General features: G+C 56.8%; 13 protein-coding genes. 9 read left to right on the forward strand and 4 right to left on the reverse strand.

The window, feature by feature from the left end; translation table 11 throughout:
* Positions 1 to 14: 14 nt before the first annotated feature.
* Positions 15 to 1481 carry a DUF1501 domain-containing protein gene (locus tag Poly21_RS15225; protein WP_146407803.1) on the forward strand — a complete coding sequence of 489 codons (1467 nt, stop codon included), beginning with the start codon at positions 15 to 17 and terminating at the stop codon, positions 1479 to 1481.
* Between the two features lie 154 nt (positions 1482 to 1635).
* On the opposite strand, the gene Poly21_RS15230 is transcribed toward Poly21_RS15225, so the two are convergent.
* Positions 1636 to 4074 carry a PVC-type heme-binding CxxCH protein gene (locus tag Poly21_RS15230; protein ID WP_146407804.1) on the reverse strand — a complete coding sequence of 813 codons (2439 nt, stop codon included), beginning with the start codon at positions 4072 to 4074 and terminating at the stop codon, positions 1636 to 1638.
* Entirely contained in the window at positions 4071 to 5315 is a 1245-nt protein-coding gene (locus Poly21_RS15235; protein WP_302119036.1) for a c-type cytochrome, read from the reverse strand. The genes Poly21_RS15230 and Poly21_RS15235 overlap by 4 nt, the downstream gene beginning before the upstream one ends.
* 377 nt (positions 5316 to 5692) lie before the next feature.
* Between Poly21_RS15235 and Poly21_RS15240 the strand changes: the two genes are divergently transcribed.
* The 5 genes from Poly21_RS15240 to Poly21_RS15260 all read left to right on the forward strand — a co-directional run bounded on the left by Poly21_RS15240 (position 5693) and on the right by Poly21_RS15260 (position 13707).
* Positions 5693 to 6526, forward strand: a complete 834-nt coding sequence (locus Poly21_RS15240) for a biotin--[acetyl-CoA-carboxylase] ligase (RefSeq protein WP_146407806.1) — start codon at positions 5693 to 5695, stop codon at positions 6524 to 6526.
* A gap of 99 nt (positions 6527 to 6625) precedes the next feature.
* The gene (locus tag Poly21_RS15245; RefSeq protein ID WP_302119039.1) at positions 6626 to 7285 is read left to right on the forward strand and encodes an RNA polymerase sigma factor; all 660 of its coding nucleotides are present in this window, start codon (positions 6626 to 6628) and stop codon (positions 7283 to 7285) included.
* A gap of 73 nt (positions 7286 to 7358) precedes the next feature.
* The gene (locus tag Poly21_RS15250) at positions 7359 to 11531 is read left to right on the forward strand and encodes a serine/threonine protein kinase (protein WP_146407807.1); all 4173 of its coding nucleotides are present in this window, start codon (positions 7359 to 7361) and stop codon (positions 11529 to 11531) included.
* Between the two features lie 252 nt (positions 11532 to 11783).
* Positions 11784 to 12758, forward strand: coding sequence for a M90 family metallopeptidase (locus Poly21_RS15255; protein WP_146407808.1), 975 nt, complete (start codon positions 11784 to 11786; stop codon positions 12756 to 12758).
* A gap of 100 nt (positions 12759 to 12858) precedes the next feature.
* Complete coding sequence (locus tag Poly21_RS15260) at positions 12859 to 13707, forward strand: sugar phosphate isomerase/epimerase family protein (RefSeq protein WP_146407809.1); 849 nt, start codon at positions 12859 to 12861, stop codon at positions 13705 to 13707.
* 221 nt (positions 13708 to 13928) lie between these two features.
* Here Poly21_RS15260 and Poly21_RS15265 read toward each other — a convergent pair whose 3' ends face one another.
* Both Poly21_RS15265 and Poly21_RS15270 read right to left on the reverse strand, forming a co-directional pair.
* Complete coding sequence (locus Poly21_RS15265; RefSeq protein ID WP_436967513.1) at positions 13929 to 14864, reverse strand: N-acetylglucosamine-6-phosphate deacetylase; 936 nt, start codon at positions 14862 to 14864, stop codon at positions 13929 to 13931.
* Positions 14865 to 14875: 11 nt separating this feature from the next.
* Complete coding sequence (locus tag Poly21_RS15270) at positions 14876 to 15640, reverse strand: glucosamine-6-phosphate deaminase (protein ID WP_146407810.1); 765 nt, start codon at positions 15638 to 15640, stop codon at positions 14876 to 14878.
* Positions 15641 to 15734: 94 nt separating this feature from the next.
* Here Poly21_RS15270 and Poly21_RS15275 point away from each other — a divergent pair, with 94 nt between their 5' ends.
* The 3 genes from Poly21_RS15275 to mtnA all read left to right on the forward strand — a co-directional run bounded on the left by Poly21_RS15275 (position 15735) and on the right by mtnA (position 20906).
* Positions 15735 to 17861 (forward strand): sodium:solute symporter family protein, encoded by a 2127-nt coding sequence (locus Poly21_RS15275; RefSeq protein ID WP_146407811.1) that lies wholly within the window; start codon positions 15735 to 15737, stop codon positions 17859 to 17861.
* 427 nt (positions 17862 to 18288) lie between these two features.
* Positions 18289 to 19839, forward strand: coding sequence for a Gfo/Idh/MocA family protein (locus tag Poly21_RS15280; protein WP_146407812.1), 1551 nt, complete (start codon positions 18289 to 18291; stop codon positions 19837 to 19839).
* Entirely contained in the window at positions 19839 to 20906 is a 1068-nt protein-coding gene (gene mtnA / locus Poly21_RS15285; RefSeq protein WP_146407813.1) for an S-methyl-5-thioribose-1-phosphate isomerase, read from the forward strand. The genes Poly21_RS15280 and mtnA overlap by 1 nt, the downstream gene beginning before the upstream one ends.
* Positions 20907 to 20909: the final 3 nt, after the last annotated feature.

Here is a 20909-nt window from a genome sequence, read left to right on the forward strand (position 1 = left end):
AAAATACTTCGCTGATGAGTACTCACGACCCAACCCTCTCAGGTTCTGAATTCACGCCGCTGAATCGGCGTGGGCTTCTAAGCAGCACCGCCTCGGCACTGGGGTCGATCGCGCTGCTCGATTTGCTCGGCCAGAGGACAGCCCAGGCCTCGTCGCCAACGATCGACCCGGCGCGCCCCTTTATCGCTCGCGAGCCGCACTATCGCGCAAGAGCCAAGAATGTGCTGGTGATTTTCTGTGCCGGTGCCGTCAGCCAGCTCGAGACGTGGGACTACAAGCCTGAACTGATCAAACAGGATGGCAAGCCCCTCCGCGGTGGCCCAGCGGTGACGTTCCAGGGGCCAGCGGGCGATCTTGCTCGCCCCCAGTACGCGTTTCGCCAACGTGGACAGACTGGCAAATGGGTCAGCGACATGATTCCACATTTGGCTGAACTGACCGACGACATCGCGTTCATTCACTCCTTGACCAGCAAGAGTAATACGCACGGACCGGCTGAGAATTTTCTCTCGACCGGCAATATTCTAGACGGTTTTCCCAGTCTCGGATCCTGGGCGACTTACGCGTTGGGCAGTGAGAACGCGAATCTGCCAGCATACGTAGCGATCCCCGATCCTCGCGGTGTACCGCAGAATGGATCCAATAATTGGGGGCCCGGTTTTCTGCCCGCCGCTTTCCAAGGCACCCCGTTGAGCTCGAAGAATCCGATTCGACATCTCGCTGCTCCTGGCGTCAGTGCGGACGCCGACCATGCCACCCGCTCGCTATTGCAACGAATGAACGATCGTCACCAGAGCCAAAATCCCGGTAACGGAAAACTGGCTGCGCGGATTGCCAGCTACGAACTTGCCGCTCGAATGCAGCTCAGTGTTCCCGAGATCAGCGACTTGAGTACCGAGCCGGCACATGTGCTTCGCAGTTACGGTGCCGATGATGAATCGAATCCAACCCGAGCCGCCTATGCACGTAACTGTATCCTCGCCCGGCGGATGATCGAGCGCGGCGTTCGCTTCGTGCAAGTTTTTAATGGTGCCTACGCCAGCGGAGGGGAATTGAACTGGGACGGGCATAGCAAACTGAAAGAACAATACGACAAACACGCGGCTATTTTGGATCAGCCTACCGCCGCACTGATCAAGGACATGAAGTCGCGTGGTTTGCTCGAAGACACGTTGGTCGTGTGGTGTACTGAGTTCGGCCGGATGCCGTTTTTTCAAAAAGGCGCAAAGGGACGTGATCATAATCCCGATGGCTTTACGTGCTGGTTGACGGGTGCGGGAGTGAAGCCAGGTGTTAGTCACGGCATGACCGATGAACTTGGCCAGAAGGCCGTCCAAGACATCCGCCCGCTGTACGACTTCAACGCCACCATTCTGCACCTGCTCGGCCTCGATCACGAGCGACTGACCTTCGAACACAACGGTGTCCAACGAAGGCTAACCAACGTCGAAGGCGACGTGATCCACGAGGTTCTGGCATGAGGGGCTCTGACAAAGATGCGGAGATTGCCGCGAAGGATGTCGCCTTTCACTCCGCGAAGACTGCGTGATGCATTTCCTGCGCAAGTTATTCGGCAACTATAAAAATAGTCTCTGATTCGGATCTGCGTTAAAAACTTGGCTTCCATCCGCTGTACTAATCCTCGGTGACGACTTCGACCCGGTTCCAATAAGCCCACTCGTTCATCCAGTTGTTGGCCGTGTTTTCAACGACGAGCTTGATCGCTGTCCCCGCAAAAGCAGTTAAGTCGATCGAGACGTCCAACCACTCGCTGTTGCCAACGGTTTTTGAGCTGACGATTTGATTGGTCAGTGTTTGACCGTTGGCCAGAACGTTCAGCTGCCAGTCTCCATGAGGATGATGGCTGACGCGAAGATTTAGTTTTGTTTTGCCACGGGCTGGCACCACGAGCTGGCGAATAAGACGACTGGGAGTTTCTCGAGTAAGAGGATGCATCTGTACCGCAATCTTGTTGCGAAAGACTTCGTGGTAAACCAAGCCGCCCTCACCGACGCTGTCGACGCGAAAGCCCGGAGCCACCTTTTGAATTGTCCATTGCCATTCGGGGCTCGGGCCCGTGCTCTTCTGCACCGATTGATTGAGATTTGCTTCCACGCTGCCTGATACCATTCGCCGAGCGACAAACTCCTGGAGTTTGGGGATCTGCCCGTTGACGACCAGTCTCAAAGCTTTTTCTGGATGATTGGGAACCATCGGTTCCAAGCCGAACCAGTACATCCTCGGCAGGTTGCTATCGTCGATGTCTTCATGATGTGAAATGAGCCTTTGGAGAATCGACCAGCGATCTGAAAACGGCAGTCGCTCCACCGCCGACGCCAAATACAAACGCACTATTTTCGAAGAATCGTCGCTGGCCATCGCAGCGAATTTTTCCAGCACGTCAGCTGTTAAACCGGCAGGTTCAGCCGGTGAAAGTGCAGTGTTTAAAAGCCCTGGTCCTGTGGGCTGAAAGGCATTAATCGTGCTTTCTTCGGCGAGGAACTGGACCGCCCAGCCACGGATGTATTCATCTTCGTGATCGAGCAACGAGACCAGTTGATTCTTTTCCAAACCGGCGGTGACGTGCAACGCCCACATCGCGCGTAACCGTTTCGGCGACGTGCTAGCAGTATCCAGAAGCGTCAACAATTGTCGATGAACATCTGTCGCATTGAGCGTTCCAGCGGAGGCGCGAAATTGCAGCTGCGTTCTGGCTTGCCGGACGTACCAATCGTTGTCGTGCATTTGAAGCTGGACCAACTCGAGATCGGACATCTCGCGCAAGTTCGGGGGCGCGATCGGTTTGGCGCCCTGGGGCATGATGCGATAAACGCGGCCGCTGTTAGGGAAATTCACAGCATTCCCACAAACGTCGGTATCGTGCCAATCGAGAATGTAGACGCCGCCTTCCGGGCCAATTTCAACACTGAAGCCAACCCAAGCCATGTCGTTGGTCGGCATGAAGTCATCACCATGCTTGCCGATGAAGCTCGAGCCATCCGGGACCATGTAGTCTGTCAACACAGCGTGTTCATGAATATTGCACATGAACAAATGGCTTCTGTCGTTGTACGGAGCGGGAAACGTGTCGGCGAGGTAGAAGCGTGCGCCGCCGTGAGCGGAGAGATGCGTATGATCGCGAATCGTTTTGATGTCATCATAGATATAAGGATTGACGTGGGGGCGGCTTTGCTTGTGATACACGCCACCCTGAACGATGTGGAACAGATGCGGAATAACACAACACGTCGCGAAACCCTGGCCGTGATCGTCAAAATCAAATCCCCATGGGTTCGAGAGTCCGCGGGCAAAGATCTCAAACGTTCGCTGCGTGGGGTGATACCGCCAGATACCGCCGTCGATAAATTGTCTTTGATCGTCATCGTCACCCGGCTTGCCGACTCGTGATTGCGTGAACACACCATGGCAACCATACAGCCAGCCATCCGGTCCCCAGTTAAAGCTGTTGAGTGTTTCATGCCGATCGTTGATCCCCCAGCCATCGAGCAACACTTCCGGTGGCCCGTCGGGGACATCGTCGCCATCGGCGTCCGGAATAAAACTCAAATTGGGTGGCGAACCCACAAACGCGCCACCGAATCCGCAGGCCAAACCCGATGTAAACGTTAGCTTGTCTGTGAACGTCTTCTTTTTGTCAAAAACGCCGTCGCCATTGGTGTCTTCGAGAATTTGAATTCGAGTGACTTGGTCGTCCGTGTGCTGCTTGCGAGTTTGGTAATTAAAATTTTCGGCGATCCACATGCGACCTCGATCATCAAAACAGAACGCAATCGGTTCAGCGATGTCGGGCTCCGACGCGAAAATCGAGACGTCGAATCCGTCCGGTATCGCCATTTTGGCAACAGCAGCGGCTGGCTCTAGAAACGGTGCATCACTGGTTTTATGTTGCTCGTGACGAAGCTGGTTTTTCGAGTCCTGAGCGATGGACGATTCAGCGAGCAATAGCAATGGGGGAATCGAGGCAATCAACCAGTAAATGTTTCGGCGAAAGAGGTTCGCCAGCGTCCGGTGGGCTGGCACCTGCTGAGATCGAAATTGAGGGGGCGTTCTCATTTTGCCAGCTCCACTTGCTGAGACGTTTGCAGGTACTTGATCAAGTCGATCACCTCTTGCGATTTCATTTGATCTAATTGGCCGTCCGGCATGATCGACTTATCAGAAAGCTTACGTTCTTCGATGTCTTCTTTTGTGATAACTACCCTCGGTTGCTGAGCTGTTTTCAGAACCAATTTGGTGTCGTCTTCTCCGGCGACGACGCCGTTGATCAGCCGCCCATCAATCGTTAGCACGGTAACCATTTTGTATCCGTCGGGCACGTCGTAGCTCGGGTCAACGCTGTTGAGCAAAATGTAATCCAAGTTGGCTCGATTGGAGCCGGTCAAGTCCGGGCCAACCACGCCACCATCACCATAGAGCAGATGGCACGCACCGCACGTCCTCTCGAAAACGGCACGACCACGGGACGCATCAGCTTTGGCGAGTGCTGATGGCGTGAGCATGGCTCGGTACTTTGCGATTTGCTTTTCCCGATCAGCACCGATCGACTTCACCTCCCCATAGACTGCAGTGAAGCGACTACCAAGGATGTCTTTGAGAGCACGGGCCACATGAACCGGAATATCATCGCGAGAGACTTTTTCGGTCTGAATCGCGGCCAACAGCTCCTGTGCATAGCGCTGCCGTGTCGCCAGCGTTTCGATGACGGCTCTTTTTTGATCGGAGTCCATTTGCTGGTAGCGACCAAGCAAAACCGAAGGGGCCGTTGGATTTTCAACCACCGCGTAACCGCGAATCGCTTCGATTTGGAAATCCGGGTCATCGAGGAGGGACTCTAGCAAGGATGATGCGTCCTGACTGCGTAGAGACAACAGCGAACGGAGGGCGTGCCGCCTGGCACTGGCGTCTGCAGATTGATCCGACAATGTCTCCAGTGACTTTTGCATTGCCGATTGATCGCCAAAGATCTGTGAAAGCTGAACGGACAGCTCGCGAACGCTTCTGTCATCGCTCGCAGCGAGCCGTTCACTCAGGTCGGGCCAGCCTGCAGGGGGTGGGATGTTTCGTCGACCTTCCAGTCCGCTGAGCATGCCCCTCATCAACGATGCCTGGACAGCCGGATCGCTGCTCGAATTGATCGTATCGACGAGCAATACCAGCGATTTGGACTCGTCAATCAGATCTTCAATACCCGTCCCGCCAACGATATTGCCCGCGAAACGAACCGAGGCCGAAAAAATGATGAGCAGATAGATTGCCTGCCAGCACATTTGTCGGCGATTTTTGTTGGATGACACTGCTTGAATCCGTAAATTGGATGAATGCTTTTCGTCATCCATCGTAGTTCATTTCCCTGCGATGGGTGGTCGCGATCGCCGTCACAGGATGGGCGAATAGGAGAGTGGTGGATTCGTTTTGGATCGAGGATCATAAGTTCCCAAAATTCGCGTCATCATTCACTTGGGGACGACGCATTGAACTTCAAGTCTGCTCGGATCCACGCCCAGGTGCGATGGACCATGGTATCGAAATCTCTCAGGCTTACGTGCAACCCTATGGGAAGTATCATGATTACCGTTTGCCAGCGGAACTCATTGATTGAGTGAAAGTCGCGGTCTGTTTCAGCAGCGACCTACCCGTGTTCTCCTTCGCCGCGTTTATGCTATGAATCGATATGACATCTAAAACGCCTTCTCAGCTCGACGAATCGATTTGCCGCGTAACGGACGCGATGATCGCGTGCGGGGTGCTTGCGTCGCGAGACTATCAGGTCTCGATGCCGTCGACCAATTCGGTGGCCTTGGAATGGCTCGGTGAGCAGCGCGGTGATTCGGACGCGACGGCTACGCTGCTTTCCCAAACTCCTCGGCTTGTCATTGCGGAATCGCAAACAGCTGGTCGTGGGCGGCGGGGGCGTGCTTGGCAGGCACAGGGTGATGGACTTGCGTTTTCGCTCGTGCTCGCTGACTGCCACCCGCTCTTGTCGATTGCCGTGGGCGTCGCGGTTGCTGAAGCGATCGAGCACGTTGCAGGCCCTGTTCGATGCGGTTTGAAATGGCCCAACGACGTTGCGATGGGGGGCACCAAGGTCGCTGGCACGCTGATCGAGCGGATCGATCTGCCATCTGCTGCGGACGGCTATCCACAACCCATGTCGGTGATTGGAATTGGTCTCAACGTTGGATCGAGCCCTCGACTCGACGGCGCGCAGGCGACCTCGGTTTGTGAAGCCAGCGGCAAATGGGTGACGCGAACGGAAGTGCTCGAGGAACTCCTACCTGCCGTGATGCGAAACGCTGTCATGTGCGAATCCGATCCTGGGGAGTTGCTGCAGTCATTTCGCGAACGCTGCGTTTTAACCGGTGAAGTGATTGGCTGCACCATCGACGGCCACATCGTCCAAGGGCGATGTGAGGGCATTGATGATCGCGGAGAGCTGCAGGTGTGGACTGAGGCGGGGATGCGAGTGTGTCGCAGCGGGGAGGTCAGCCGGGTTCGGATATCCTAGGCAATGAGTCTCTCCATGCCGATCGATCACGTTCAGCGAGGGGGCATGTAGTCTCGTCCACCGTGACTCTCGCCATGCGTTACTCGGCTATACTTACCGATGATGTCAAACTCCAACACCCATGAACCGTCCACCTCCACCTCACTGCTCCAGCGCGTCCAGGGGGGTGAGGACGCGGGTTGGCGATTGCTGACTCAGGTGTACGGGCCGATCGTTTACGGTTGGGCGCGTCGGTCGGGGTGCCAATCCGCAGACGCTGCTGACGTGATGCAAGAAACGTTCGTCGCTGTCTCACGGACGATCGGAAAGTTTGACCGCGACCGGGCCGAGGCGAGTTTCCGGGGATGGTTGTGGACGATCTGCCGCAACAAGATCCGCGACTTGGCCCGCCGCCGTTCGATTCGCGCCGAAGCGGGTGATCTCGCCGCTGGCGGCACGGCCGCTCAGCTCGCGATGGCTCAATTGCCGCTGCCTGCAAGTGCAGTCGATTCGATGTGCGAGAAGACCGTAGAGGGGACACTTGGCAAATCTCCGCCGACGGGCGCGGATGAGGACTCCGCATGGGTGCGGCGGCGAATGATCGAGTTTTTGCGGCCCAGTTTCGATGAACGCACATGGTGGATGTTTTGGGAAACCGCCGTCATCGGTCGCTCACCCGATACGGTCGCCGATGAGGCGGGCGTGTCGCGATGGGCGGTGTACAAAGCCCGTGCCCGTGTTCTTCATCGACTCCGACGCGACCTCGAAGGGTTGAGCTGAGCCAGCCTGTCCAATGGCTGCGTTGAACTGGGTGGGATTGTTTTTCTTACCCACCCACCACCCGGAATGAACGATGATTGCTATGACGCCCAATGGGACCGAATTGAAATGTTTAGATCACTCGGATTTAGTCCGAGTGATCAATGGCGAGTGGCCCGCCGAGCGATTTGATTCTGTGCTGGCTCATCTCGAGCTTTGCGAGCGATGCCGCCGGGTCGCCGAATCGATTCAGGCTGACGAGGTACCGTCGCTGGACGGACCCGCTGCCGATGAGCTGCAACAGGAAACGGCTTGCCAAGCCGCAATGGCTCGTTTGCTCGAACCATCCCCGTCGCCACTTTTATTGTCTTCCAGCGATCGGTTTGGCGGTATGGCAATGCCGATCGAGGATTCGTTTCACCGCGAGGTTGAGCCGCGGCAAACGCTCGGACCCTACCGGATTCTCCGTCCGCTCGGCGGTGGTGGGATGAGCAAGGTGTTGCTAGGTGAGCACGAGCGACTGCGTCGCCGCTGCGCGATCAAGCTGCTGCCTCGTGAGCGGGTCGATCAACCCGGTTGGTTGGATCGGTTCGAGCGGGAAATGGTCGTCGTTGCGGCTCTGCAGCACGCGCACATCGTCAGCGCCACTGACGCGGGGCACGAAGACGGCTGGCACTATCTCGTGATGGAATACCTCGACGGGCTCGATGTCGGTTGCGTGGCCCGTCGACTCGGTCCACTGCCGGTCGTCGATGCATGTGAGATCGTGCGGCAAGCAGCCTTGGGCTTATCTGAAATTCATGCCGCTGGGTTGGTCCATCGCGATATCAAACCTTCCAACTTGATGTTGACGCGGTCGGGTATCGTGAAGGTCCTCGATCTGGGCTTGGTGCTCGCCGGTGACGACCCTATTGGGATCGACGATCGCTTAACGACGGTCGGGCATTTGATGGGAACGGTCGCATTCATGTCGCCCGAACAGCTCGCCGATAGCCGCTGCGTCGATGCCCGAGCGGACGTTTATTCGCTCGGCGCGACGCTTTTTCGTTTGATCGCCGGCCGCTCCCCATTTGAGTCTCGGGGCGGACTGACCAAGCAGATACTGGCGATCACGCAAACCGACGCGCCCCGTCTGGATAAGGTCCGCAATGACGTCCCGGAGGAGGTTACCGATCTCGTTGCTGCGATGCTGGCCCGCGATCCAGCGTCGCGTCCGAGCGCAGCGACGGAGATTGCCGAGCGATTGGAGCCAAGCACGACCGGCCATCAATTGAAACGAATCGTTCGTGCTGCAGCATGCAACACCGAGGAGGAATCATCGAGGCTGCCGGGCCATCCACTAAGCCTCACGGCAGTCGGACAGCCACCACGCCGTCGTCGCCGATGGTGGATGGCCGGTGGCCTGTTCGCCTTTGCAATCCTCGCCGCAATCGTCTTGAAAGTACAAACCGATCGGGGCATCCTCGTCGTGCATTCCGAAAACGATGACTTGACGCTAGTCGTCAGCCAGGACGATCAGGTCGTCGAGCGATTGCAGATCGATTCGAGAGGCGACCATCGGACTGTGCTCAAAAAAGGCTCCTATCGGGTCGCGGTCGAAGGCGGCGGGAAGGCGCTGAAGCTTAGTGATGAGGTCGTCACGATCGGTCGCGGGACTCAGTCGACAATTGAAATTAGGGCGAAGGCACTCAACGCGGAGTCTGCCTCATCGGCACCGGGTCCCGAGCACATGGTGGTGTATCAAGGGCATGATCTGGCCTATTGGATGCATGCGATCCGCTTGGAGCGCGATCTACCGATGGTGTGCCGCGCGATGCAGGCGGTACAGACCTTGGCGGAATCTCCCGAGCAACAACTCGCTGCAGCCGAAGCCACTCTGGCGTTGGCACGCCGTTGGGGCGGTACTACCTCAGTCGGGTTCACCAGCCCCGAGCAGATTGATCCCAACGACGGCCCGTCCGTGGTGTATACGACCTACCTGCTCAAGATCTTCCCTAGATACGCGGTCGAAATGGCGTTGCTGGCAGCCGGTCACGAACTCGAAGAGGGCAATCCGCGTTCACTGCTGGCAATCACCTACCTGCTAAACACGCAGTACTTCAGTACACTCTCCAGCCATTCGCCAAGGCAAGACACGGGTGTGGTTGGCGAATGGCTCAATCAAGATGGGGGCGTGTCAGGTTCCGAAAAGCGTTCGCTATTGCGACAGCTCCAGCGACGGGTGGTGGAGAAGGCGCATTCGACGGCGCAGGATTTGATTTGGCCGTACTACACCGCCATGAGTATTCAGGACCTGCTGGATCGCCCGGTTATCGGTGATCCGCTGATGGAACCCTTCGTGGTGCGGATATTGAAGAGTGATGAGCCTATTGCCGACTCAAAGACTGTCGAACTCGGCATCGAATTGGTTAGCAGTGGTCACGACGGCATCACGTGGGATGATGTGATAGGCAAGCTGCTATTGATGGTTCCGAACCAGCCAAGCGAGGAGGTCGCCGTTCTATTTGACCTTGTCGCTGAGCGGGCATCCGACGTCTTGCTCCGCCGCATCACACAGCGTCTCGACCAATTCGCCGAGCCTGAATCTGAGCCTTCGATGAGCAACCGCAGTGAAGGAGGAATGGGTGGCGGCGGTTTTGCAGGTGTTTCATCAACGAAGACGTTTGAAATTGCCCATCCTGAGATCACCCTCTGGCAAAAGGCGATTCCTTTCTACTGGCGAAACGTGAACCCCAACGAACAGGCACTGCGTCGATTGATCCACATTCGCGATCGAATGACAGCTGAATCGATTCATCAGATGTTCAATCGCGGGTTTGGCGGCGAGAGTTTTACAGAAACAGAGGTTTACCATGGGATGAACCGAGCCATCGAAGCACTCGCTGCCCGCTACGTTGACGCGCATGGCGAGTTGCCCACTGAATTGCGTGAACGCATGGCTGAGGCAACCGATGCCGATTCTTCCTCAGCGAATACAGCAGCAACATCGACAACGCAGGCGACATCCACGCAGTCCACCAAGAACACCGAACCTAAAATCGATGCTGGCGTCACGTCAGCCGATTCGAGTTTGACCTACCAAGGCCAGTCTACTGGGTATTGGCTTGCCGTTCTCGCGCGGGAGCAAGACGTCGAGCAGGTTGGCGAAGCGATGAAAGCGCTCAGTATTCTATCGACCGATCCGGGGCAGAGGATGCGCGCGGCGATCGCGATACTCGAGCGATCTCAACAATGGGGCGGGATGCAAGTGGGACGGATTCCGAGGACGATGTTCGGCAGTAGTGGGGGCCAGGACGATTCCGAAGTCTACATGGCATATTTGACGTCACGTTTTCTCAATTTCTTGCCCTCCCCCGGATTCGCTGCGATCGACGCGACATTTGAAAACGCCAATCGTCCCACCCGTTCGGCGTTGGTACGCCTACTGGGTAACGCGATAAACGGAATCGTTGATAGCGCCGAAGATTCTGATTATCGCGATCAATCTCGATCGTGGGTCGCAGAATCTGTGAGAGATAGGAAACGCCGCGCACTCGTTGATTCCATAGTCGCTCATCTGATTCAGTCCGCAAGTCAATTTCGCAGTGAGAAAAATACCCATCAAGATGAGTACTGGACGTCTCAAAAGAGAGCAATGCACGCACTCGATACCGCGCTTGAATTTCGACAGGCGAGTGGGCGATCGTTCCTCAACGACCCCGTTTTGGTCGATCACGTGCGATTGGAGTTTTCCCGGTGGCGGGCATGGAGTTCAAGCCTTGCGCGGGATTCCCAGTTAGCCCCTCCCTATGTTTCGGAGTCTCAGTTGACCGCCGCCGTCCAGTGGGCCAGTGCCGATGAGTTGCCGCCTGAGGACTGGAGCGTCTTGGCGGCGATCGTCAACAGCTCGCATTACTATTGGCGTTCTGAAGGAAGCGAGCAGCTCTTTGAAACAATTGCCCAGCACGCCCCCGAAGCAACCCTTGAGATAATCGAAAGACGACTGCCCAGAATCGATGCCCCCGAAGACGGTATCGCAGCTGATGATACTTCGTCGAAAGCCGCGCTGGAGTTTTCAGATGGATTCCCGAGGTACTGGCCCGTCACTTTGTCGTACTATTCCGAGCATGCCGATCCACCCGGCCGCGCCAAGGAGCGGATTGAGAGCATCCAAGCTGGCGTGAAATCGGCACCCCTGCAGAACGGACTCGAAGAGCCGTTCAAAGCTCAGGTACTGGAGATGCTTCAGTCTGCGATCACGCGGCTCGAACAGCGGAGCAGCCAGTAGGAGAGCGGTTCAATAGCGGGATGAAGGTGTGCATTCGCCGCTTGCGTAACGTACATTGCGCGAGATTGTGGGGCGGAGCGGTCGGATGCCATGGGATTGTCTTGGAACGGTTTTGTTTTTTTGTGGGTTCCCTTTCCTCGGTGATGCGGCGTGTTCACTGCCTGCCGATGGACCGCGGCCGGCAGCTTCGTTTACAATCCACCTCCTTCAATTGCCGACGATTTTGGCGACCGCTACTCCTGTGAATGATTCATGCTAGTCGACGCCACCGCGAACGCCCACAATCGCAAAACCGCCTGCCTGATTTCGGGCTTGATCGCGATCGCCGGTTGTATCCTGAGTTGGTTTTCACTGTGGGGGCTGATTCTAGTTCCAGTTGCCGCGGGCGCGTTTTATCTACTGCGGCGGAAGACGCTTCGACGGCTACAGGTAATGGCCACACCGTTTCCCGAAGTCTGGGAAGCCACGCTGCAATCTCAGGTTGAATACTTCCGCGGACTCCAACCAGATCAGCAAGATCGATTTCGTAACTTGATGAAGGTATTTCTCGACGAAGTCACCATTACCGGGATCCGCACGGATGTCGATGAAGCGACCCGGGCGTTGGTCGCTGCCAGCGCCGTGATCCCGATCTTAGGGTTTTCCGACTTTGAATATGCGGGCTTGGGTGAGGTACTGATCTACCCCAATTCATTCGATGAAGGCTACCGGAGTGATGGTGGCGGGGATGCGCATACACTCGGCATGATCGGCACGCACCACCTCAGCGGCGTGATGATTCTTTCCAAGCCGTCGCTGATTCAAGGGTTCGCAAATACCACGGATAAACATAACGTGGGGATTCATGAATTCGCTCACTTGGTTGACAAAGCTGACGGTGACGTCGATGGTGTGCCGCTGGGGGTCGATGCCGAAACATTCCAACCGTGGGTGCGTTGGGTCGGCAAAGAACTTCACCGCGAAGTGACCTCGAATGAATATATCGATGATTATGCCTTCACTAACGAAGCGGAGTACTTCGCGGTTTTGAGTGAGTATTTCTTTGAAGCTCCCGAGCTGCTCGAGCAGAAGAATCCGAAGTTATACGAGATGATGCAAAAGATGTATCACCAGAACCCCAAGCGTGTGCTCAGTCACGTTTTCAGTCGTCCCGGCCGGGTCGGTCGTAATGCAAGCTGTCCCTGTGGCAGCGGCAAAAAATTCAAGCATTGCTGTAAGGGTAAGTAGTTGAACCATAACTGGGTCTAGCGCCCAACCGGCAAATAAATCACGAAACTGGTAGCGAGTTTCGCTACGTAAATTACCTTCCTACCAAGGAATCTATTGAATGTCTGATTGGCCACTAGGAGTTTTTGCATCGATCGACGCCGGGCTGGGCGTCGCCTGGCCGGTGATCCGCGAATTGGGCGTGCCGACAATTCAACTGCATGCACCGCACGCAGGAAATCGCACGCAGCAGGCTGCAGAAACGTTCGCCGCGCAGCTTCGTGAACAGGGCATTCGCTGTACCGCCGTCTTCGGTGGTTTTGATGGCGAGAGCTACGCGGACATCCCCACCGTCGTCCGCACCGTAGGGCTGGTCCCCGAGGCGACCCGTGCAGCGCGGCTCGCCGAGATGCTCGAGATCAGCGATTTTGCCAAATGGCTGGGAGTCGATTGCGTTGCGTTGCACTTGGGATTCGTGCCTCACGATGCGTCCGACCCCGATTACGCCAGTATCGTCGATGTCACGCGTCAGCTCTGTGATCATTGTCGCGACAATGATCAATTTCTGCACCTTGAGACTGGCCAAGAAACTGCCGCTGGATTGCTGGCGTTCATCGACGCCGTCGATCGCGCGAACTTGAAGATCAACTTCGATCCCGCCAATATGATTCTGTATGGAGCCGGCGATCCAATCGAAGCCCTTCGCCAACTTGGTCCTCACGTGCGAAGTATCCACTGCAAGGACGCTTTGGCCAGCGATCAGCCGGGCGTGACCTGGGGGCAAGAGGTGCCATTGGGCGACGGCGACGTCGGGATGGAAACCTATCTGAAAACGCTCGCCGAGATTGGTTACACAGGACCATTAACGATTGAACGTGAGATCCCCGAAGACCCTGCTCGGCAGAAAGCTGAAATCGGGGCAGCAATTGAGCTGCTGACGAGACTGAAGGCTGACTTGGGGAAAAGCTGACGCGTCTCCCCAGAGCTGACTTTTTCTGCGTCTTCGCGGAACAGTTTTAAGCCACCTGGATCCGATAAGCCATCTGCGCGGGTGGCGTCGGATCTTCTTTACAGTCGAGCTCGAACAGCCTGTTGAGCTCATTGGCTTTGCTGCCCGCATGCACGAACACTAACCTGTCGCACCAGCGAGGGACGAGCCGGACTGCCTCGCTGGCATGTCGGGTTCGTACATCAACAGGCAGCTAAGATTCGTTGCGGGGTTGCCGCTGTCAGGCGCATCACTGCGTCGTGGGGGAGGCCGAGATGGCGTTGAAGATTGACCGCTACCTGTGGCATCGTTCCTGATGACCCGACCAGGTGTGAGCGGTCCGCTGCCCAGGTGGCACCGTCATGGTCAACGACCACTTCCCGCTGCCCAAGTTGGTACCGGCCGGGACCCAATCCCGCAGCGCTAATCGCGTCGGTCACGATGAAGCAGCGTTCGATGCCAGCGCTGCGAATGTAATTGCCCAGGGCTGGCCAGGGTACATGCACGCCGTCGGCGATCAGGCCGATCCAAAGCTTGCTGGAACGACTTAGGACGCGCTGGATGATGTTGTCGTGGCGGTGCATCGACAGCGGGCAGCCGTTCCCCAGGTGAGTGAACATCGCCAGCCCAGCGTCGATTGCGGCATCGAGTTGATCCAGGGAAGGGTCGCAATGACCACCCGAGACACAGATGTTTTGCTCAGCGAGCATGCGTGTGACATGAAAGCCTGGGTCGCGTTCTGGTGCGAGGGTGACGATCCGCGTGAGTCCCTCGGCGGCGTCCAAGAGTCGCTGCATGGATGTCGTTTCGGCGGGCCGCACGGCATCGCGGGGATGCGCCCCCACGTACCCAGGTTGCTCGTTGATAAAGGGGCCTTCGATATGAAAGCCCGCGATGATCTTGGCGGCGAGTTCGTCTTGACCTCTCAGCGTGGCAATCCGTTGGAGCCGTCTCGACATGGAGTGGACGTCTGCAGTGATGATGGTGGCAAGGATTTGTGCCACCCCATCAGCAGCCAACCGTTCACATGCGAGATGTAACGATTCGGCCGATAAATCATCGCCGTTAAAGTCAACGCCGCCGTAACCATTGACTTGCAAGTCAACGTAGCCAGCGGCGGGAGTCTCACTTGATTCCATTCGATTCACAATCATGAGTCCAATTGGGATTCAGATAGCTCTCGTGGGTCGATCAAGCTTGCTGCGGGGGGGTCGAGATACAGCGTTGCTGAAGGGTGTGATTGCAAGATCGAGGCCGGGATTGCGGGCGTGATCGGGCCGGACACGGTCTCACGGACAGCCATGGCTTTGCGAGCATCAGGCACGCTGCACACGATGTGTTTCGATTTCATGATTTGAGATACCGACATGCTGATGGCTTGACGCGGCACGTCGGTCAATTCGTTGAACCAACCTTCGCCCTGTTGTTGTCGACGGCAGGCTTCGTCGAGATCGACGACCAAATAGGGCTGCTTGATTTCAAAATCCGCAGGTGGGTCGTTGAACGCGAGATGGGCGTTTTCGCCGATGCCAATGAACGCCACGTCGATCTGGCGGTCCGAGATTAGACCACCGAGCCGTTCGCACTCGGCCGCTGCGTCGTGCTCGCCATTGACATAGTGAAATTCACCGATGGGGACGAGGTCCACGAACCGCTCCTGCAGATACCTGCGGAATGATGCGGGATGTGTGATGGGCAGCCCGAGGTATTCATCGAGGTGAAAACCCGTCACGCGTGACCAATCCAGATCGGGTGCCTGCACCAAAGCGGCGAGTGTTTCGAACTGGGACGCACCTGTCGCGACGAGAATGGTGGCATTGCCATGCTCTTGGATCGCCTCTCGGATTTTAGCGGCCCCCTCGTCGGCGGCTTGCTGGCCGAGGGCGGTTGGACTGGGACAGACTTTAACTCGCATTCGTATTCTCACTTTCGCATAGCAGCGGTTGGTTTTGCTACAGTTCTAGTCGACTCCCGCCACGAAAACGACCGGTCCATGTGAAGGATGACAGATGACGCTGATCGACTACGCCGTTTTGGCGATTTACTTTGCGACCATGATCGCGATTGGGATCTGGGCGATGCGCCGCGTCCATAACCAGGAAGACTACTTCATGGGTGGGCGTGGATTCGGGAAACTCCTGCAGACGTTCGCGGCTTTTGGAGCTGGGACCGGAGCCCACGAACCGGTCACAGTCGGACGGACGACGTGGACCAGCGGGCTGAGCGGGGTGTGGTCAGCCATGATGTGGTTGTTCGTGACCCCTGTGTACTGGATTACAGCGGTTTGGTACCGACGAATGCGTCATTTGACGCTCGGGGATTGGTTTGTGGAACGATACCAGTCGCAGGCACTCGGGGCCGCCTACACGCTCTTCGCAATTGCGTTCTACATGTTCTATCTATCCACGATGCTATCAGCGATCGCCAAGTTCGCGGTGCCACTGATCGGAGTGGACGTTGGATTGTTTGGTTACGAGCTGAAGTACACATTGATTCCCGCGATCGCCGTGATCGTGATTCTGTACGGTGTTCTGGGAGGTCTGACGGCGGCGTATTGGACGGATTTGATTCAAGGTCTGTTTATCATTCTGTTGTCGATTCTTTTGATACCCAATGGTCTGTGGGCGATTGCGGCGAAGTACGGTGGCGACGGCGAAGAGGGCTTGATGGATGGCTTTCGGATCATGCACGAGCGTGTGTCCGCCGATTATTTTCAGCTGTTCGCAGGACCGAGCAGTGGCGAGTTTCCGGTTCACTATATTATCTCGCTATCGATTCTCGCCTTGATCGGCATCGTCGTGCAGCCACACTTCATCGCCACCGGCGGTGGTTCAGCGAAGACCGAAGACGAAGCTCGGATCGGATTGGTGGTCGGCAATTTTCTGAAACGACTGTGTACGATCGGTTGGGCGTTGACGGCATTGATCGCATTGGCGTTGTTGGCTGGTAACCCCGAGATTGCGGCCGATCCTGACCGCGTCTGGGGTGTTGCCGCGCGAGAGATTCTGGGCCCGTTGAATATGGGTTTGGTGGGGCTGATGCTAGCATGTTTGCTCGCCGCGATGATGAGTTCCGCCGACACCTATATGATTGTGACGTCGGGGTTGGTGGTCCGAAATCTTTACGCGCCGTACATCAATCCTAGTGCAAATGAGCGGAAGTACGTGTTGGTAGGTCGCCTGACAGGACTGCTGATCATTGTGGGTGCCTCGGCAGTGGCCCTACTCATTTCCGATGTCTTCACGCAGTTCAAGTTGGCGATGGAATTGCCCATTTTGTTTGCCGCACCGTTCTGGGTCGGAATGTATTGGCGTCGTTCCAATCGCATCGCCGCCTGGGGAACAATCGTGTTCTCGCTCATGTTCTTCTTTGTCCTGCCGCAAGCCCTGCCACGATTGGTGCCGTCGCTGTACGAGTCCCCGGGACTGGCGGCGACCACTCAAGTCGTCACGACGACACTCCGCCGTGAAGCGACAGAGTCGGACGTTGCCCGGCATCAGGCTTGGCAGACGGTCCGGGAAAGTCAAGCGGCGGCGGACTCGCTCGGGCCACCGCCACCCAATGCTGAGGTGGGCGAAATGATTACGATCGTCACCACGTCAGGGGGCGCACCGATTTTTTGGAATGGCCCGCTCACTGCCGTTGAAGACGTGCAGCTCGAAACGGTATCTGAATCCACACGCGGCGAAATTCACCGACGCGTCCAGCGACAAGTGGGTACACAAACCGGCAGTGGATCGTTGAATCTCGACTTTGTCCTGTACTCGGGACTCGGCTTCGATCTCAGTGGCGTGTCTGCGGCGACGCTCGAAACGCTGCGTCTACCCGCCCGAGTGCTGTTGCCGTTTTTGGTGCTCGGGGGATTGAGTCTGTTAACGCGAAAAGATGAACAGCGGATGCTCGATCGGTATTTTGCCAAGATGAACACCCCTGTGCTGGCGGACCCGGCCGCTGATGGTGCGAGGTTGGAACAGGCGTACGAGAATCCGCCGACAACCCGCAAGATTTTCCCCGAGAGCGACTGGGAATTCACGTGGCCAACCGCCCGCGATGTCATCGGGTTTTCACTCGCCTGCGCCGCCTGTGCGGTGATCATTGGTCTGCTCAGTTGGCTGGCGGGACTCGGGGGAACCTGAGTTGTCAGAGTAGCCGAGGAGCGCGCGGACACGGACAGATTTTGATGGGGAACGTTGATGGAAGGGTTGAGTGTTTTTACTCGATCAGCTCGTTGGCAGGCTCCAGCCTCACGCCGTGAACGGTCTTCATACAGCGTTTTGCTGGAGCGTTGTATGGTCCCATCGTCCCGTGTTTGCAGAGGTCCCGTGCGTGCAGAAGAAAGGGGCCGGACGGGACGATGGTCTCATCCTACGTTCCATCACGTCAACCTCCCGAGAGCACGCCTACGCAGGTGGAGGGCACGTTTTGATGAATGTCGCCACTTGGTTTATTTGCTTACGGGCGGATTACGTCATTGGCAGACGCAGTTCCGGTGTGCATAATGCAGTGGTCTGCATTCCCACCTCCTGTCCTACCTCTTCCCCGCTTTGCCGGAGTTCCCACATCATGAATCGTCTGACTCGACGCGAATTTTCTGTTTCTGCTGCTGCCGCCAGCGTGGCTACTGGGTTGGTCGCTGGTGTTCACACCAGTTCCCGTGCCGCTGCCGCTGACACCAAGGCCGAACAACTCGGCGTCGCGGTATGCGGGGTCAACAGTCGCGGGATGGCGCATGTGGGTGGTTTCCATCACGATCCGCGCACGATCATTCGGGTGCTCGTCGATGTCGATTCGAAGGTCGGTGAACAACGCGCCGACCAAGTCGAAAAAACTCAGGGTGTCCGGCCTCGCGTAGTCTCCGACGTGCGTGAGGTCCTTGATGCTGACGACGTGCAGATCGTCACGGCAGCAACGCCCAATCATTGGCATGCGATCATCGGAGTGTGGGCCATGCAGGCGGGCAAAGACGTCTACATTGAGAAACCCGTTAGCCACAACATTGACGAAGGCCGAGCACTGGTAGCCGCGGCCAAGAAGTACGAGCGGATGTTTCAGACCGGCAGCCAATGCCGCAGTAGCAAGGCCTGCATCGATGCGGTCAAGTTCATGGCCGACGGCGGAATCGGTGACGTCAATCTCGCTCGGGGGCTGTGCTACAAACGACGCAAGTCGATTGGTGAATTGGGTGATTATGCGGTGCCGCCTACCGTTGATTACAGTTTGTGGAGCGGTCCGGCAGAGTATACAACTCCTAAGGTGACGCGGCCCAAATTCCATTATGATTGGCACTGGCAGCGACTCTACGGCAATGGTGACTCGGGCAACCAAGGTCCACACCAAACCGATATCTCGCGTTGGGGAATGGGGCTCGATCGCCACCCCAATACCATTCTCAGCTACGGTGGACGTTTGGGATATCAGGCCGAACGCAAAAACCCAGACTACGTGGACGCTGGTGATACAGCCAACACGCAGGTTGCCATCTATGATTATGGCGACAAGACGATTGTCTTTGAAACTCGCGGTCTGAGCGTCGACAATTCTGCTGACGAAGAACTCAACGCTTTGTTTCAGTCCAAGAATGGCAATAAGATTGGCGTGGTGTTCTACGGCAGCGACGGTTATGTCGTCCAAACGAGCTATGACTTGTGCCGTGTGTATGATCGCAATATGAACCAAACTCGTGAGTTCACGCATGACTCACGATCTGACGGCGATTTGGTTGATGTCCACGTCAGTAACTTCATTGATGCGGTTGTCTCTCGGGATGCCTCGGCATTGACTGCGGACGCTCGCGTTGGCCATCTGTCGGCCGCGATGGCGCACCATGCCAATGTTTCCTATTACTTGGGCGATTCCAACAAATCGACGCCGGCAGAACTCGCTGCCGCTGTGGAAGCATTCAAATCTCGCGATGACGATGCTGCGACACTTGAGCGAACGCTGCAGCACCTTCGCGACAACGGCGTCGACCTTGAAGTGGATAAACTCTCACTCGGCCCGGTATTGAACTTCGATTTAGAAACCGAGCGGTACATTGATAATGATGCTGCCAACGCGATGTTGACTCGCGATTACCGAGAAGACTTCACGGTCCCCTCACCGGCCGACGTTTGATGCCGGACGCTGAAACGATCCGGTACCGCGCTGCCGATTCCGGTGCACCCGCTGCAGTTGATCTGCTCGACCAAACTCGCTTGCCCGGCGAGGTCAGTCGCTTGGTGTGCACCGATTTGTCGGCGCTGCACGATGCGATCGTGCGACTGGTCGTTCGTGGGGCGCCCGCCATCGGCATCGCGGCGGCCTACGGCGTGACGTTAGCTCGGATTGAATCATCGGCCACTCCCGACGAGGTGAGAGAAACCTATCGCAGTGCGATTGATTATCTGGCCACGAGCCGCCCCACGGCGGTGAATTTGTTCTGGGCACTGGACCGCATGCGGACTGTCGTCGATTCGTTAGAGGATGCGGCAATTGCTGAACTGCCAAGTCGGCTAGCCGCTGAGGCCATTCAGATCCATCAGGAGGATCGCGCGATGTGTCGCGAGATGGGGCGGCACGGAGCTCCCCTGTTCAGCGAATGCCGCACCGTTTTGACACATTGCAATGCCGGATCGCTGGCCACGTCGGCGTACGGCACGGCCCTAGCGCCCATTTATTATTTGCATGAGCAGGGTCACTTGCTCGCTGTCTATGCCGATGAGACCCGGCCGCTCTTGCAAGGAGCGCGTTTGACGGCTTGGGAACTATCTCAGGCGGGCGTGAATGTGACGGTCTGCACCGACTCGATGGCCGGTGGCTTGATGCGACGTGGCATGATCGATGCCGTGGTCGTAGGGGCTGATCGAATCGCCGCCTGCGGTGATGTTGCCAACAAAATTGGGACCTACCCCTTAGCGGTGCTCGCTCGATATCACGCGATCCCGTTCTACGTCGTGGCCCCCACGAACACCTTTGATCTCGAACTCGCCTCCGGCGACCTGATTCCCATTGAACAGCGGGGCGAAGACGAAGTGCGTTATGCCAGCGGTCAGGCCAGTGGCGTTATGACCGTGCCGCGGGAAGCCAACGTGATAAATCCTGCTTTCGATGTCACACCCGCTGAGTTGGTCTCTGCGATCATCACGGAACGAGGAGTGATCGAAGAACCAAACGCGGTTAGAATTCAAGAGCATTTCGGTTAGTTA

This window comes from Allorhodopirellula heiligendammensis (assembly GCF_007860105.1).
Classification (GTDB): Bacteria; Planctomycetota; Planctomycetia; order Pirellulales; family Pirellulaceae; genus Rhodopirellula; species Rhodopirellula heiligendammensis.